This window comes from Marinobacterium sedimentorum (assembly GCF_024267675.1).
Taxonomy (GTDB): domain Bacteria; phylum Pseudomonadota; class Gammaproteobacteria; order Pseudomonadales; family Balneatricaceae; genus Marinobacterium_A; species Marinobacterium_A sedimentorum.
In genome coordinates, this window is record NZ_JALDYX010000007.1 from 15,705 (window position 1) to 31,614 (window position 15,910).

The following is a 15,910-nucleotide window of genomic DNA, read 5'->3' on the forward strand; positions in this document are numbered from 1 at the left end:
TTGGGGAGTCTGTTGGCCGACGCTAATGCAGGATCAGCTCAGCCTGAAAGACACCTATCCGAGTTGCTTGATATCGTTGATTCCGGCGGAGCCGACATCCGTATTTACTTTCATGCCGATGCCATTCTGGCCCAGCGTCACACTGTTGATTCGGTGCCCCATGTACAGATCCTGGGTTTTGACCTCCCCATTCACCTGAGCCTGCGCCACAACGCGATACTGGCCGGGCGGCGTATTCTCGGTGCCGCGCCAGACGAAACTGTGATCACCCGCGCTCTGAGCCCCCATTTGCTGGGTATCCACCAGCACGCCGTTGCGGTCGTAAATCGACACCCAGACGTTCGATGCGCTGCTGTCGAGTGACACCAGCCCCTCAGCCTTGCCGCCCTCGGGCAACACCGCCAGGTCCGTTTTGACGTAGGCCTGCTGCCCCACCATTGAGGATGCCTGCAGTGCCGCCTGGCTGCTCATCAGCGACTGGCCGAGCAGATCCACCGAGGTACTCAGATTGGCGATGCTCTCGACGGTGCTCATGCTGGCGATCTGCTGCATGAAATCGGACGTATCCGCAGGACTCGTCGGATCCTGATTCTGCAACTGGGCGATCATCAGCTTCATGAACATTTCACTGTCCGACTCGTCGGCGCTGGTCGCCTTGCTGTTGCTCTGGTTGGTCTGGTTAATCTGATTGAAAATATTGCTGTTGCTGTCAATGGTGCTCATGATCGGTTAGCTCCCAGGCCTACTGCCCCAGCTGCAGGGTGCGCTGCAACATCTGCTTGGCTGTATTCATGATGTCCGCGTTGATCTGAAAGGAGCGCGACGCCGAAATCATGTCGGCCATCTCCTCCACCACATTTACATTGGGGTAGTAAATGAAGCCATTGTCATCGGCCATCGGATGATTCGGGCTGTATTCCTGGCGCAGTGGCGCATCACTCTCCACCACCGCGGCCACATGCACGCCAACTCCCGCCTCAAGCCCAGGAGCTGCAAACGGCTGCATGGCCTCTGGCGCCCGCACCTCGAACACCGGCTTGCGCGCGCGGTAGGTTTCACCGGTGCTGGAGCTGATGCTCTCAGCATTCGCCAGGTTACTGGCGGTGGTGTTCAGGCGCACACTCTGGGCGTTCATTGCGGAGCCCGCGATACTGAATACGTTGGATAAAGACATCGCTTAGTTCCCGGTGATGGCCTTGCTCAACCCTTTGAACTTGCGGTTCAAAAAGTCGAAGGAAGCCTGATAGTCGAGGGCGTTTTCGGTGTAACGCGCCATTTCTTCCTGCACTTCAACCGTGTTGCCATCAATGCTGGGCTGGGTCGGGGTGCGGAACATCATGTCTGCCGCCAGCGCTGACGGATCAGACGTCAGCTGCTGGTGCCCGGCCTGGGTTGTCTGCATCGCAAGACCGCTGGCTGGCGCCTGCGCACCCTTGAGCATGCTGGCGAAGTCCAGGTCACGCGCCTTGAAGCCAGGGGTATCGGCATTGGCGATATTGTTGGATAAAACCTCCGCCCGGCGGGCCCGCAACAGTGTTGCCGACTCGTGAATCCCCAGTGCGCTGTCAAAGCTGATGGTCATCCGATTGCCTCTTTTCATGACTGCCAATCATTAAAGCAATCCACATGCCAAAGCCGAAAACCCCAGTCACCGCGGGCGCTGCATATTTTTGTAGCGGCCTGAGCGGCAACCTTTTACCGCTCAGGACTGGCCTGCGGCAAAGCGGCAATCCGCGTCTGCCGCTGCGGTTTACAGCCCGGGACAGACCTGACATCATCGACGGGCATTGCAGCATTTACCTGCGACGCCCGCTTTGCCCATTCACTCAGGATATCCCTGTGACGCGTCTTTCTCTTTCTGTCCTCGCCCTGTGCGCCAGCCTGCTCCTCTCGGCGGTGACCCAGGCTGATACCTCCGCCGCCGCCGTCGAGAACAGTGCCCGCGACTACCTGACCCAGCTGTACCGGCAGCAGAATCCCGCCGCCCGGATCGACGTGCACATAAACCCGGTCAGCACCCGCCTGCGCCTGCCCGACTGCGCCGCCCCCCTGACAGTTGAAGCCCCCAGGGGCAGCGGCAGCCGCATTACCACAAGGGTTGCCTGCGATGGGCCGCAACACTGGGCGCTCTTCGTGACGGCAAAGGTCGGCATACTGCACCAGGTCATGATCACCCGCCGCCCGGTGGGCCGCGGCGAAGTGCTTGGCAATGACGATATCGAAAGCCGCCTGCTGGATATCAGCGACGAAACCCGCGGTTACTATCTGGCACCGGAGGATGTCATAGGCCGCAGTGCCAGCCGCCACCTGCCCAATGCCAGCATCCTGAATGCCGGCATGCTTACCAACAGCACCCTGATTGAGCGCGGCGACAGTGTGATTATCGAAGTCCGTACCGGCGCCATGCTCCTGCGTGCCCAGGGCACAGCCCTGGAAGACGGCGAGGATGGTGCGCAGATCAGGGTACGCAACGACCGCTCCGGGCAGGAAATCAAGGCCCTGGTGGTGGCACGCGGACTGGTGCGACCGCTGACGCGGTAAAGCAGGGCAAGGGCTAAAGAAGGCTTCGGCAGTTCAGTAGGGCCCATGACCACGGCGCTGGTCTGGGATATACTGCAGCGAGGTAACGCCACTGCCATCGCAGTGATAAAAGCCTTGGGAAAAAGTACTAAAGTTTTGCCAGATACATCCGATAAACCTCATCAGAAGCGAAATTGAGGATCAGCAGGATGGTTATTGATTTCACGGGGCTGCCGCCGAAAAGTCAGGCCAGCGGAACCCGTGCCCAGACAGACAACAACCGCGTTGGCGATCAGGCCCAGCCGCAGACGTCGCCCGCCCCCAAGGCCGGCAGTGCTGCCGAGGTTCGGCTGAGCGAAGCCGCCCAGGCCCTGCAGGGCGCCGACAAGGCGCTGGCGGATACGCCCGAGGTAAATGAAAGCCGGGTGCAGGCACTGCGCAACGCCATCGAGTCGGGTAGTTACGAGATCAACTACGAGCGCCTTGCCCAGCGCATGGTCGACTTTGAGAGCACGCTGGATTGACACCCCTTTCGCTACCGCACCAGAACGCATTTGACACCCTGACTCGTCAGGGTGTTGTTGTTTTGACTGATCTGCAGGCCCAGCTCGAGATCGAATTCACCGCCCTTTCACAGCACAACCTCCAAGACCTGCAACAGTCCACTGCCAGCAAGCAGCTGCTGCTCGAACAACTTGCCCAGACGAATGCGCAGCGCGAGCAACTGATGACGCAGTTCGGTTACAGCGCAACGACCAACGGCATGGCACAGTGGTTTGCAGCCCTGCCCGAAGATTTACGCCCCGCCAGCGAAACCCTGTGGCAGTCACTGCAACAGGCGCTTGAGCAGATCCAGCGTCTGAATCTGCGCAATGAACAGGTGCTGCGACGCAACAGCCGCAACAACGACCAGTTGCTGGCACTGCTACGCGGACAGAATCAGCGTCACACCCTGTACGATGCCAGCGGCGGCAAGGGCCAGCTTTCAGCCCAGAACCGCCTCGGCAAGGCCTGAACGCTGACGGCTCAAGTCTGCTGTCACCCAAGAACCCGACGCTAAAGGCCAGCCCAAAATATCAACCCGGCGGGTTGATATGAAGCAGGGAAACTTCATCATTGGCTGCAGGCCAATGCGGACGCCATCAAAGCCAGGTACCTTACCTGGCCGCAACAAGCGCGCTAAAGCACCTGCGCCGGCGGATCAGAGCGCTGCGATGCGCTGCTCCACTTCGTTCATCTGCTGCCTGAACAGCGGAATCAGGCCATCCACCCTGACCATATCCTGCTCGCGGGCGGCATGCTCCAGCTGCTCACAATAGTCACTCAGGCGTATCGCACCGACCGAGCGGGCGGATGATTTCAGCTTGTGGGCCATGGCACTGACACCCTCAGCATCAGTATCCTCATAGGCCTGCAGCAGCTCAACGGAGGTCTGCAGACCGTAGTGACGGAAATCCTGCAACAGTTCCAGAATGGCCTCCGGGTCGTCCCCCACCAGCGCCGCCAACTCGGCAGTATCCAGCACTGCGCTCACGGTTTCGCTCTCGTCCGTGCTTGCCAGTGCAGGCTCGTCTACAAGGCCGGTCTCAACCTCAGCAATTGCCGCATCGCCCGCGGTCGCCGCTTGCAGGAAGACCGTTTCTGGCGGCTCTGCTGTTGTGATCGGCTGCACGACTTCAGTCTCATCGGCGACGTCCCCGGCGCCATTCGCAGCTGCAGCGGCGCTCGGTATCCACTTGTCCAGCATGGCCCGCAGCAGTTCCAGCCGGGCCGGCTTGCTGATGAAATCATCCATGCCGATATCCTTGCAGCGCTGCGCCTCGCCCTTGAGCGCGTTGGCGGTCAGGGCAATGATGGGCAGGCGGGTCCGCTGCGTCTGCTCGGCCCGCAGTGCCTTGGTAAGCTGATAGCCGTCCATCTCCGGCATATGCAGATCGGTCAGCAGCACCGCATAGTCACCCTTGCGCCACAGCTCCAGCGCCTCGAGCCCATTATCGGCAATATCCGCGGTATAGCCCAGCAGACCCAGCTGATGCACAAGCACCTTTTGGTTCACCTTGTTGTCCTCGGCCACCAGAATCAGGCGTCCCTGCTGTAGCGCCTCCTCACGGGTCGGCAGGACAACGGCCTCTACCGCCTCGGTCTGACCCCATTTCACCGGTTCGAGTATTTCACGCCGGCTGGCGTAGGTTACGGCGGCCAGCAGCATCCCCCGCGACAGCACATTACCGTCCACCTCCACCCGGTTGGGGCTAGCCTGGCGCGGATACCGCCGCTGGCCACGCTCGATCTGCACGAACACCAGATCCTGGCCGGGGGCAAGGTCGGCTGCCAGTTCAAACCCTGGCTTCTCCCTTGCCTGGTGCTCGATATCCACCACCCAGATATAGAACCCATGGCCCTGCTGCAGTTGCCAGCGCTGCGCCTCTTCAAGGGTATTCACCCTGTCGGTCAGGCAACCCGCGTGTTGCAGATAAAGCTGCAGGTCATCCGCCAGACTCTGCGCCGAGCCCACTACCAGACAGGTCAGCCCTGCCACCTTCGACTCGGTGACAGGCATCTCCTGCCCAGCCGGCAGGCGCTGCAGCGGTAGTGATACGCTAAACACCGAGCCTTCACCGGGCGCACTCTGTACCTTGATTTCACCCTGCATCATGTTCACCAGATGCAGCGAAATCGCGAGTCCCAGCCCGGTACCGCCAAAACGGCGCGTAGTGGAGGCATCGGCCTGCTTGAACGCGGTAAAGAGGCTGGCCTGCGCCTGTTCGCTCATGCCGATACCATTGTCGGCCACCTGCAACAGCACCCGCACCTGCTGCGGCGTTTCCTGCTCCAGCGAGACCCGCACCGACACCCGGCCGCCGTCGCCTTCGCTGGAAAACTTGATGGCGTTGCTGGCCAGATTCAGCAGCACCTGGCGTATGCGCAGCTCATCCCCCAGCAGCAGCGGCGCCAGCTGCGGGTCGGTAAACATGCGCAGCTCCACACCGCGGTTGCTGGCCTGGTTGTCCACCATGGCACAGCACTGCTCCACCATCGCGGCAATGGAAAAGGGCGCCGGATCCAGCTCCAGGTGCCCGGCTTCGATCTTGGAGAAATCAAGAATGTCGTCAATGATGCTCAGCAGCGACAGGCCGGATATGCGAATCAGATCCACCATGCCTTTCTGCTTGGGTTCCAGCCGGGTCTGCTCCAGGACGTCAACCATGCCGATCACCCCGTTCAGCGGGGTACGTATTTCATGACTCATGGTGGCAAGAAACTGTGATTTTGCCTGGCTGGCCTCTTCAGCCCGCAGCTGCGCCTGCTGCAACTGCTCGGTACGCGCCAGCACGCGCTGCTCCAGCTGATCATTCAGCTGTTTGAGCGCAACCTCGGCCTGTTTGCGCTGGGTAATGTTTTCATGCGACAGCACCACCCGCAGGGCGCCCTCTCCCACCCGGAAACGGCTGACCTTGCACTGGAACCAGTGCTGCTGATCGCCACTGTGACAGGCATATTCAAAGGCACCCTGATCCCGCGCCCCCTGCATGACCGCCTGAATCAGCGCGGCCGCCCGGGTGCCCTCCTGTTCTTCCGGGCCACAGACGCTGAAGTAATTCACTCCCCGGCGGATCGGCTGACTCTGGCGCCAGTTGCTTTCAACAAAGCGGCGCCAGGACTCGTTGCAGGTAATCAGGCCGCCATCGGTATCCAGCACCACTATATGCACATTGAGCGCATTGATCAGCGCACGCATAAAGCCCTCGCTGACCCGCAGCTGGGCCGTGCGTGCTGCGACACGCCGCTCCAGCGTGGCGTTGGCCTCATGCAGCTGCTGCTCGCTGGCCTTAAGTGCCAGCTCGAGCTGTTTGTTGTCGTGGATGTCGGTATGAATGCCGGAAATGAACAGCGGCTTGCCATTCTCGCACCGGCTCAGGGCAGCGGCACTGGTACGGATCCAGCGCCACTCGCCACTGGCGGTACGCAGCCGGTGATCGTGCTCATAAAGCTCGCAGCGCCCGTGCAGCAGATCATCCATGGCCTGCTCCACCACCGGCTTGTCGTCCGGATGAACCAGATCAGCCCAGGTCTCATAGGTATGCTCCAGCTCATCGAGGCGGTAGCCCAGCATGCTGGCCCAGCAACCGCTGTACTGAATTTTGCCCCTGACCAGATCCCAGTCCCAGAAGCCGAGCCTGCTGCCATCAATGACCCGCTGCAACCGCGCCTTGGCCTCGCTCAGTTCGGCGGTACGATGGATCACTTCGTGACGCACACGCGCCTGCTGTCCTGCGGAAAGAAAGGTGAGCAGGGTCGCTAACAGCGCCGCCAGTACCGCCGCCACCAGGTAGATTTTTACACTGAAGCTCTGCCCTGGCCGCCAGGGCGTCAGCGCCCAGAGTTCCAGCAGCCGGTCCTCGCCCGGCCTTGCATGCAGCGGCTCAGCCCAGCCAGGCAGGCTGTCCTGCGGAACCTGGCGTTCAAACAATACCAGAGGCGCTGGCGCGGCGGCCAAAGCCACGCTAAAGCGAATCCCTACCGACGCACCTGCCAGTGCTTGCGCGGGCTCCAGCGACAGCGCACCCACCGCAAAACCACGCACGCCGGCACGACGCTCTTCGAGGCTTGCATTGCCAACATCCAGATCCCCGCGATATACGGGCACAAAGAATAAACGGGCACCGCCAGACTCCAGCTCAGGGCGCAGTATCTGGACCGGCTGGCCGCTCTGTGCCGCACTCACCAGGGCTTCGCTGACACGCGCATCGGCACTAAAGTCCAACCCGGTCTTAACCGCTTTTGCAGCGGGGCCTGCTGCAAACTTTAGCCGGTAGCTGCCCGCCGCGTTCTCTGGCTCGGCCCAGCCGAGCCAGAGAACGCCTTCGGTACTCAGCGCCCGCTGGGTAAACTCGCTGAAGGTGGCAGCGCTTAGGCTCCGACTGGATGCTATATAAGCCGCCCCCATCATGACCGCGTGTTCCTGCCCGGCATAGAGACCGCTTAACTGGGTACTCAGATCCTGCCCTCGAGCCGCCAGGTCTGCCTGCTTTTCAAGCTGTTCGCTGCGCGTCAGCCAGTAATAACCGCTCAGCACCAGGGCCACCGTGAGCAGCGGCAACAGCAGCACCAGGCCCGCTCGCGCCTGCTGATGGCGCCGGTACAGCATCCAGGCCATGATCAGCGGCATGATCAACAGAACACCAAGGCTGTCTCCTGCCCACCAGCGGAACCAGATGCCACTCAGCGCTGCACTATCTGCTGCGCCAAAGCCAAAGCGTGCCGCCGTTGCAATGCTGGCGGACACCAGACAGACCACCGGCACCAGCAGTATCGACGGCACCAGCAAAGGGGTCTGGTCATAGTGCCGGACCAGCCCCCGATACAAGGGCTGCAACACCCAGGCACCTGTTACCGCCTGCAGCGTAACGCCAACCGTCGTCACCGCAGGAACCAGCATGGCTGCAGCATTGCCGGGGTCGCCCAGCTGATTCAGGCTGATCACCGCAGAGCCAAAAGCCCCCAGCGCAATGCCGGGCCAGCAGTTGCGCCCAAACATCAGCAACGCGGTTATCGACAGGCCCGCCAGCGGCCAGATAAAGGCCAGCACCGAGTCCGGGGACAGAAATCGTACCGCCAGCTGCGCCAGGGTCACATAGGTCAGCGTAATGGCCAGAATACGCACGAGTTGCGGCCCGCTGGCGATAGCGCTGGCAGACAGAGGTCTGGCCGCCGCCGTTTGGGCAGTATCAGTCTGGGCAGTGTCCGGGGATATTGAGGTCATCGTCCTTGCCTAGTCATAGCGTGCGGGCGCACGACAACAGCGGTTACAGGGTTATTCCATATGCAGCAAAGTACTAAGTTTTTTCAGCAAAACGGCCTTGTCGAGCGGTTTGACCACAAAGTCACGGGCACCGGCCTTAAGGCATTCAACGACCACTTCTTTCTTGCTGTGCCCAGTGATCATGACCACCGGGATGCTGGCAAAGGACTCAATAGCCTTGATACGTCGCGTGGTTTCAATGCCACTCAGATCCGGCAAGCCTATATCCATGAAAATAAGTTCAGGTCGACGCGCACGCATGGCCGCCATCGCCTCCTGACTGGATAGTGCAAACATAAGCTCGACACCCGCATCCTTCAGCAGACGCGCCACCAACTTGTGCTGAAAGGCATCGTCATCCACCACTAGCACCAGCGGTTTGCGGGTCTCTGCGAGCTGTTGCAGCCCCCGTACGGACTCCATCTCAGGTACCAGTTTCTGACGAAACTGCTCCTCCCAGTCGCTCACCGGCTGTATCGCGCTGGACGCGGTACGCAGGTGCACATCGACCTGCTCAGTTTGCAGGCGCGCAAACTCGGTCTGCAGCAGATCCAGCACCGAAAGATCCACCACACCCTCGGCCTCACGCAGCAGCCGCTGCCCCTGGGTCGAGAATCGAGACGCAAAACCATCCAGCGCCAGGCGAATATCATCACCGGCCTGCTCCGCCACTTGCTGACTCGATGCGATATGCTCCCTACCCTGACTAAGGCTCATCTCCAGCAACGCTTCGAGCCCGGCGATACGTCTCGCCTGGGCGGCAAATTCACTGGTGGTGGGGGTCTCGGCTTCGTTCAGCGCCACCTGTCGCAGCGCGTGATGCACTTCCATACCCAGGCGCGTGGAGTCATACCCCAGCGGCCAGAACAGCACATAGCTTGAAAAGTGGCCTTTCTTGCACAGGCTGTACACTTCCTGCAACTCGGCCTTGGTGCACAGAATCAGGGTTCTGTGGGGATGTGCGTGTGCCTGAGCGCTGAGGCGATAGAGCCCCAGATAGTAGCTTTGAGCGCGGGCCAGTGTCGGAAACGCCAGTACCAAAACGGCAGGACTGTACTGCTCAAAGTCCGCCACCGACCTGTCCGAGTCTGTGGATATAAACACCTGTTCAAATTCCTTGCACAGCAGCTCGCGGACAACCTTTGCATCATCCACATCTTCGGCGGCAATCAGGATGTTTCTATTGGCACTCATGCGACATCTTCTTGCAGGGCTTTGAATGTACAAGGAAAGATAGCACGCGTTGAACACCCGGCGGCAAACCTATGTCAACAAGTACAAAAAACAGGCAGGAAAACTTGACAGCAAGGAGAATCCAGAAAATACGGAAACACAATCGGAAATACGGCAACCGCAACACCGGTCAGGAAGTTCGGTGATGGCTGAACAATGATCGAAAATGGGATGAAGGCACAAAAAAGAAGGAATAACCATTAACGCAAAGCCAGCCACAGTGCAGGGGCACAACAGCGTCAGCCAAACAATCGAGACCATCACCGCCGAGGCTAACGCCCGTCAGGCGTCTGGCGTGAAATGGTCTCCCCGCAGGGACTCGAACCCCGATCTAAGCCTTAGGAGGGCCTCGTTCTATCCAGTTGAACTACGGAGAGACGTAAAGTCAGCGCTGTGCATGGTGCCAGGGCGACTTGTTTGCAGCGCGGGGAATGCTATTGCATTCGTCCGGCGGCGTCAACCGATGCGCACCCTGCCAGGTCACCCGCGAGGCTCTGTACCTTTTAAGATAGCCAGTACTGGAGCCCGGTTCCCTCCCTGGCCTCACGCCCAAAAGTCCGCTACCCGTAAAGAGTTCCCGCAGGATCAACTGAAAGTCGATAATAGTTCAATCCATTATTGAAATCTAAATAATAACGATTATCATTGGCAATACTATTTCAATGACAGACCGTCGGAGCTCAAGGTGGAACCCTCAATGGAGACAGCAACAACGCCAGTACAGCAGGACCCAACCCTAACCGGTGATACGGTGGTCCCCTCTGCTCTGAACGCGGCTCTTCCCACAAGACTGAACACCGATACCGGCGCCACCTTGCCCAGTGCAACTGATGCCACAGAGCTGTTGAGCCCAGAACTCCCCCTGGCAGACCCGGCCGCCCTGCCCACAACCTTGCTGGACCCGCTGCAGCAGTTTCTCAACGTCGGCGGGCCTGTCGTCTGGATCCTGCTTGGCTTCTCCGTTATTGCCCTCAGCATTGTGCTGCTAAAGATCTGGCAGTTTACCCTGCTGCGCCCCGAGTCCAGCCCGCGACTGGAATACAGCCTTGGCCTCTGGCGCGCCTCCCGCACCGACGAAGCCCTGGAGGGCATCAAGGGCCAGGGCCCTATATACGAACTGGTGGCACTGGCCATGGTCGGGCTGCAAAACGGCGGTGACACCCCGCTGCTGCGGGACGAACTGGCGCGGATTGCCAGCCTGCGCCTCAATCAGTTGCGTGCCTTTTTGCGCCCGCTCGAGGTCATCGCCATGCTCAGCCCGTTGTTAGGCTTGCTGGGCACCGTACTGGGCATGATCGGTGCCTTCCAGCAGATGGAAGCCGCGGGCAATCAGGTCGATCCGTCCGTGCTGTCCGGCGGCATCTGGCAGGCACTGCTCACCACCGCCGTGGGTATAGCCGTGGCCATTCCGGTGACCCTGGCCCACAGCTGGCTGGAGCGTAAAACCGAACGTGTCGCCGCCCTCATGAGCGATTCAGTCACCCAGGTCTTTACCAGCGCCCCGGCACTGCAATACCGCGCCGCCAGCGACCACAGTGAGGCGCTGCGCCGTGCGGCTTGATCTGACAGCACCTGCGCGCCGGCGCGCCATCAGCCTGACACCGCTGATTGATGTCGTCTTTATTCTGCTGCTGTTCTTCATGCTGTCATCCACCTTTACCCAGTGGCGTCAGCTCGATCTGGTCGTGCCCGGCACGGGCACTGCAACGCCGCCTGTGCAGCATCAGGTCCGGCTGCTATCCGACGACGGCCGCTTTCTGCTCGATGGCATGGAACTGAACCTGCAGGATAGCGGCGCACTGACCCGACAACTCAGCCAGCAGAGCGATGATCTGTTTGTTGTCAGTGCGGACAGCGGCATCGCGACCCAGGCCTTGATCGGTCTGCTGGATGCCCTGAACGCCGCCGGCGCACGACAGCTGTCACTGGCGCAGCGACCATGAAATTTGCAGCCCAGACCAGCCCTCACGCGACGAACCGGGATGACAACCTGATTCCGCTGATTAACGTCGTGTTTCTAATGCTGATCTTTTTTATGGTGGCCGGGAAAATAAGCCACTCCGATGCCATTGCCATTAATCCGCCTGCATCGACGAGTGAAACAACAGCCTCCAGCAAAGAACCGATCAGAATTCTGTTGTCAGCTACCGGCGTGATTTACATGGATGATATGGCACTGGAATCCGAGCAACTAACCAATGCCGTCACCACTGCGCTTGATAACAGCCATGATCCACAAGGGCTGTCGATATTACTCAAGGTGGATGCCGCCACACCGGTGGATACCTTGTTGCAGACCCTGGAGCAGATAAAGGCCGCCGGCATGCTGAAAATATCCCTGGCCACCCGTGTTGCGGAGCGCCCGGCATGATCCGCCCGCGGCACTGGATTATTGCGCTGGGCCTGGCCCTGGGCGTGCATCTGCTCACCCTGGGCCTGGTGCTGGCCCGCGAACCGGCCCAAGGCGCCCGAGCCCCGGGGGAGCAGGGTATCGAGATTGATCTGGGTATGCTCGGCGACCTCGGCGCAGACACCCAGAACAGGCAGGCGGCCAAGCCCGAACAGATGCCCGAACAGCTGCCAGAGTCGCTTCAGCCGCAGCAGGCTCCGACACCCGAGCCCGCAGTGGCACCTGAGCCTATTTCCGCCGGGCAAACGCCAGAGCTAGAGGTCAAGGCGCCAGAGCCTACACCGAAACCGGTGCCAAAACAGAAATCAAAGCCTGTAACACCCAGCAGTAGCGCGGGCAAAGACAGCAGCGACAGCCGCCGCATGACCACCGGCAGCCAGAATGCGCTGAGTTCCGGCGGCAATCCAGCAGCCGAGCAGTCCTACTATGCATTAATCGCCGCACGCCTGGCACAGCACAAGCGCTACCCGATTCGGGCACGCAAAAAAGGCGAGGAAGGCACCGCCCGGCTGTTTTTCATACTCGATCGCCGCGGCAGCCTTATTGAATATCGTCTGAGTGAAAGTTCCGGCGTTAAAAGCCTGGACCGCGCCGTGATCGACATGCTGAAAAGCGCAGCGCCCCTGCCGGCATTCCCGGCGGATATGCCGATGCAGACGCTCACAGTTAATATTCCTGTGGTCTTTTCAATTAACTGAAAAGGCCCTGAAAACAAATTCTTTTTAAAAGCAACTCCCTGTAAAGCGGGCTGAATCTTCAGCCATAAACATAACCCCAGGCATGGCTGCCCAGATCGCGGTGGCCGGGTATTTCTATGCCTAATTTCAAGGAAAGCAACAGTGTCAGAAGCAATCTCCGACAACACCCAACCCGGGCTCGGCAACTCGAATCCCGCTATCAGGGTACCCCTCAGCCTGCGCCGGGAACGGGATTTCAGCCGCAGCGCCTCCCTGGCCGGCAGCCTGACCCTGGCGATCTCAACTGCCATGATAGGCTCGGTTCATGCCGAGGAAGTTTCACTGGATACGCTGGTTATCGAGGACGGCCGCATCGCCGCCGATGCCAACCCCTATGCCGAGCCCGATGCCCCCTACAAGGCCAAACGCAGCGCCGACAGCCGCCACGTGCGCGACATCGCCGATACGCCCCAGACCATGACGGTACTGACCAAGTCCGTGATCGAGGAGTCCGGCAAGACTGAACTCAAGGACATCCTCAGCGCCCAGCCCGGCATTACCCTGGGCACCGGTGAGGGCGGCAACTCCTTCGGCGACCGCTACATCATCCGCGGCTATGAAGCACGCAACGACATCTACACCGACGGTCTGCGTGACCCGGGTCTTATCACCCGCGAAACCTTCGCGCTGGAGCAGATCGAAATCGCCAAGGGCCCGAGCTCCACCTTCGCCGGCCGCGGCTCCACCGGCGGCGCGGTCAACAGCGTCACCAAAAAAGCCTCGCTGGACGATGATTTCAGCAGTGTGCAGGCCGGGCTTGGCAGCGACAAATACCAGCGCTACAGCCTGGATGCCAACAAGGTCGTCAGTGACGACCTGGCCCTGCGCTTCAATGCCCTCTACACCGACGCCGATGTCCCCGACCGGGCACCGGCCCGCGAGCAGCGCCAGGGCGCGCTGATCTCCGGCGTTTACCAGGCCACCGACGACCTGGAAATCTCCGCTGATTACTACTATTTCCGGGGCAACGACAAGACCGACGGCGGCACCTTCCTCAGCGCCGGCAAACCCGACAAGCGCGTGCAGTACGTCGGCCAGCACGGGCTCGATTTCCAGGACACCGCCGCCGATATCGCCACGCTCAAGCTCGACTATCAGCTCAGCAATGCACTGCGACTTGAGAACAAGACGCGTCTGGGCTCCACCAGCAACGACTACATCATTTCCACCTACAGTTCCCGCAGTGGCAGCCTGCGCAACTTCACCGGCTGGCAGGAAAATGACTACCTCGGCAACCAGACCAACCTGATACTGGATACCCGCCTGGGTGGCATGCGGCGCACCCTGATCACCGGTATCGAGTACGCCAGCGAAGATACCAAGGCCGGCAACTACAGCGTCACCACCGACAGTGTCTCAATTGACCCCTATAATCCGGACAACGGCAGCTGGCAGGGTTCCACCCGGCGCAACAGCGCCGCAACAGACCTGAACCTGACCACCCTCTCGGCTTACGTGATGGATACCCTCACCCTGAACGACGACTGGGAACTGTTCGGCGGCCTGCGCTACGACCGCTTCGACTATGACCTCTGGGCGGCGGAAAAAACCAACCGCGATGGCTCGGTAACCCCCGAAACCCGCTACCAGTACAGCGACGGCTTTGTAAACGGCCACCTGGGTGCGGTCTACTCCCCCTGGCAGCACGGCAACGTCTACGCCAGCTGGAGCACCTCGTCCAACATCAACGGCGGCGAGTCCGATGCCGGCACCAACTGTGGCTACGGTGGCCTGTGCACCGATGCCGACGGCAACTTCAGTGCCGCCGAACCCGAGCAGTCCGTTAACCTGGAGCTGGGTACCAAATGGAACCTGATGGACGAACAGCTGCTGCTCACCGCTGCCCTGTTCCAGACCACCAAGGACGATGTCATCGAAGACAACGGCGACTCCTACGCCAGCGGCGGCCACCTCAATACCGGCAAAAACCGGGTCGAGGGTATCGAGCTGGGTCTGTCCGGCAACCTCACATCACGCCTCAGCGGCCAGTTCGGCATTGCCTTAATGGACTCCGAGACACTGGATTCCTACAACGCCGATAACATCGGCAAGCCCAAGGCCAACTTTGCCGAGCAGAGCGCCAACCTGCAGCTGCGCTACCAGGCCACGCCCGCGTTTGCCTTCGGCGGTACCGCCACCTACTCCAGCGAGATCTTTGGCGGCCAGCCCGATGCGGCGGCACGCACCAGTATCGAATTGCCGGATTACTGGGTGTTCGATGCCTTTGCCCGCTACGCGTTCAGCCCGCAGTTGAGTGTAAGCGCCAACATCCAGAACCTGCTGGATGAGGACTACTACACCGCGGTCTATCGCGGTGGCAGCATCGTCTACATCGGTGACGGCCGCTCCGCCAACCTGAGCCTGAACTACAAGTTCTGATGCATATGCCCGGCAGCCCCGCTCCTGCCTGAGCGCCTGCCGGACGTTTATCTTCGCCGCTTTTATCCTTGCAACTGTCCACTTTCCTCTTTCACCCGTGTAACGGAGGCCGCTTGATTACCCCTATAGGCTCACTGCTTGGCAGCGCTCAGCTGGCCCAGATACGCGCCCTGCTCGACCGTGCCGACTGGATCGATGGTCGCAGCAGCGCCGGCGCCCAGGCGCTGGAAGTCAAACACAACCGGCAGCTGCCCGCCGGCAGCCCGCTGGCCCAACAGTTGGGCGACGTCATACTGGCGGCCCTGTCGCGCCATCCCACTTTCATTTCGGCGGCCCTGCCGCTGCGCATCATGCCGCCGCTGTTCAACCGCTACGAAGCAGGCGAAAGCTACGGCCTGCACGTCGATAACGCCGTACGCTACCCGCCGGGTTCGGCGACCCCGCTGCGCACCGACCTGTCGGCCACCCTGTTCCTCAACGACCCCGATGACTACGACGGCGGCGAACTGGAAATAGAATCCAGCTTCGGCGCCCAGAGCATCAAGCTTGCAGCCGGCGACCTGATCCTCTATCCGGCCAGCAGCCAGCATCGCGTCACGCCGGTCACCCGCGGCAACCGCACCTGCGCCGTATTCTGGCTGCAGAGCATGGTGCGCGACAGCAGCAAGCGTGAAATGCTGTTCGATCTTGATCAGAGCCTACAGTCGCTGGGCAGCGAGCTTGGCCAGACCCATGCAGACGTGATGCGCCTGAGCGGGCTCTACCACAACCTTGTACGCCAGTGGGCCGAGACATGAGCCCTCCAAGCCCCTCCAGCCCGCCTGTAGA

General features: G+C 60.6%; 14 protein-coding genes and 1 tRNA gene. 9 read left to right on the forward strand and 6 right to left on the reverse strand.

From position 1 onward, the window contains the following. Window positions 1-54: 54 nt before the first annotated feature. From MRS74_RS08310 to flgB, 3 genes are read right to left on the reverse strand one after another with little or no spacing between them, the layout of a single operon-like run. Window positions 55-723, reverse strand: a complete 669-nt coding sequence (locus tag MRS74_RS08310) for a flagellar hook assembly protein FlgD (RefSeq protein WP_254579812.1) — start codon at window positions 721-723, stop codon at window positions 55-57. Between the two features lie 19 nt (window positions 724-742). Continuing rightward, entirely contained in the window at window positions 743-1,174 is a 432-nt protein-coding gene (gene flgC, locus MRS74_RS08315; RefSeq protein ID WP_254579813.1) for a flagellar basal body rod protein FlgC, read from the reverse strand. A gap of 3 nt (window positions 1,175-1,177) precedes the next feature. After that, a complete protein-coding gene (gene flgB, locus MRS74_RS08320) occupies window positions 1,178-1,582 on the reverse strand; it encodes a flagellar basal body rod protein FlgB (protein ID WP_254579814.1) in 405 nt (134 codons plus the stop codon). 257 nt (window positions 1,583-1,839) lie between these two features. Here flgB and flgA point away from each other — a divergent pair, with 257 nt between their 5' ends. The 3 genes from flgA (at window position 1,840) to MRS74_RS08335 (ending at window position 3,535) form a co-directional block, all read left to right on the forward strand. Then, complete coding sequence (gene flgA / locus MRS74_RS08325; RefSeq protein WP_254579815.1) at window positions 1,840-2,541, forward strand: flagellar basal body P-ring formation chaperone FlgA; 702 nt, start codon at window positions 1,840-1,842, stop codon at window positions 2,539-2,541. A 188-nt stretch (window positions 2,542-2,729) separates the two neighbouring features. Further along, window positions 2,730-3,044, forward strand: coding sequence for a flagellar biosynthesis anti-sigma factor FlgM (flgM, locus tag MRS74_RS08330; RefSeq protein WP_254579816.1), 315 nt, complete (start codon window positions 2,730-2,732; stop codon window positions 3,042-3,044). 62 nt (window positions 3,045-3,106) lie between these two features. Continuing rightward, the gene (locus MRS74_RS08335) at window positions 3,107-3,535 is read left to right on the forward strand and encodes a flagella synthesis protein FlgN (RefSeq protein ID WP_254579817.1); all 429 of its coding nucleotides are present in this window, start codon (window positions 3,107-3,109) and stop codon (window positions 3,533-3,535) included. A 186-nt stretch (window positions 3,536-3,721) separates the two neighbouring features. On the opposite strand, the gene MRS74_RS08340 is transcribed toward MRS74_RS08335, so the two are convergent. The 3 genes from MRS74_RS08340 to MRS74_RS08350 all read right to left on the reverse strand — a co-directional run bounded on the left by MRS74_RS08340 (window position 3,722) and on the right by MRS74_RS08350 (window position 9,933). Continuing rightward, a complete protein-coding gene (locus MRS74_RS08340) occupies window positions 3,722-8,284 on the reverse strand; it encodes an ATP-binding protein (RefSeq protein ID WP_254579818.1) in 4,563 nt (1,520 codons plus the stop codon). A gap of 51 nt (window positions 8,285-8,335) precedes the next feature. Continuing rightward, window positions 8,336-9,517, reverse strand: a complete 1,182-nt coding sequence (locus MRS74_RS08345) for a response regulator (protein WP_254579819.1) — start codon at window positions 9,515-9,517, stop codon at window positions 8,336-8,338. 340 nt (window positions 9,518-9,857) lie between these two features. Next, window positions 9,858-9,933, reverse strand: a tRNA-Arg gene (locus tag MRS74_RS08350). A 320-nt stretch (window positions 9,934-10,253) separates the two neighbouring features. Here MRS74_RS08350 and MRS74_RS08355 point away from each other — a divergent pair. The 6 genes from MRS74_RS08355 (at window position 10,254) to MRS74_RS08380 (ending at window position 15,879) form a co-directional block, all read left to right on the forward strand. Further along, the gene (locus MRS74_RS08355; RefSeq protein ID WP_254579820.1) at window positions 10,254-11,117 is read left to right on the forward strand and encodes a MotA/TolQ/ExbB proton channel family protein; all 864 of its coding nucleotides are present in this window, start codon (window positions 10,254-10,256) and stop codon (window positions 11,115-11,117) included. Next, window positions 11,107-11,499, forward strand: coding sequence for an ExbD/TolR family protein (locus MRS74_RS08360; protein WP_254579821.1), 393 nt, complete (start codon window positions 11,107-11,109; stop codon window positions 11,497-11,499). Before MRS74_RS08355 ends, MRS74_RS08360 begins: the two co-directional genes overlap by 11 nt. After that, window positions 11,496-11,927, forward strand: coding sequence for an ExbD/TolR family protein (locus tag MRS74_RS08365; RefSeq protein WP_254579822.1), 432 nt, complete (start codon window positions 11,496-11,498; stop codon window positions 11,925-11,927). Before MRS74_RS08360 ends, MRS74_RS08365 begins: the two co-directional genes overlap by 4 nt. Continuing rightward, entirely contained in the window at window positions 11,924-12,664 is a 741-nt protein-coding gene (locus MRS74_RS08370) for an energy transducer TonB (RefSeq protein ID WP_254579823.1), read from the forward strand. The genes MRS74_RS08365 and MRS74_RS08370 overlap by 4 nt, the downstream gene beginning before the upstream one ends. Before the next feature lie 141 nt (window positions 12,665-12,805). Next, the gene (locus tag MRS74_RS08375) at window positions 12,806-15,082 is read left to right on the forward strand and encodes a TonB-dependent receptor (RefSeq protein WP_254579824.1); all 2,277 of its coding nucleotides are present in this window, start codon (window positions 12,806-12,808) and stop codon (window positions 15,080-15,082) included. Window positions 15,083-15,195: 113 nt separating this feature from the next. Beyond that, complete coding sequence (locus MRS74_RS08380; protein ID WP_254579825.1) at window positions 15,196-15,879, forward strand: Fe2+-dependent dioxygenase; 684 nt, start codon at window positions 15,196-15,198, stop codon at window positions 15,877-15,879. Window positions 15,880-15,910 lie beyond the last annotated feature (31 nt).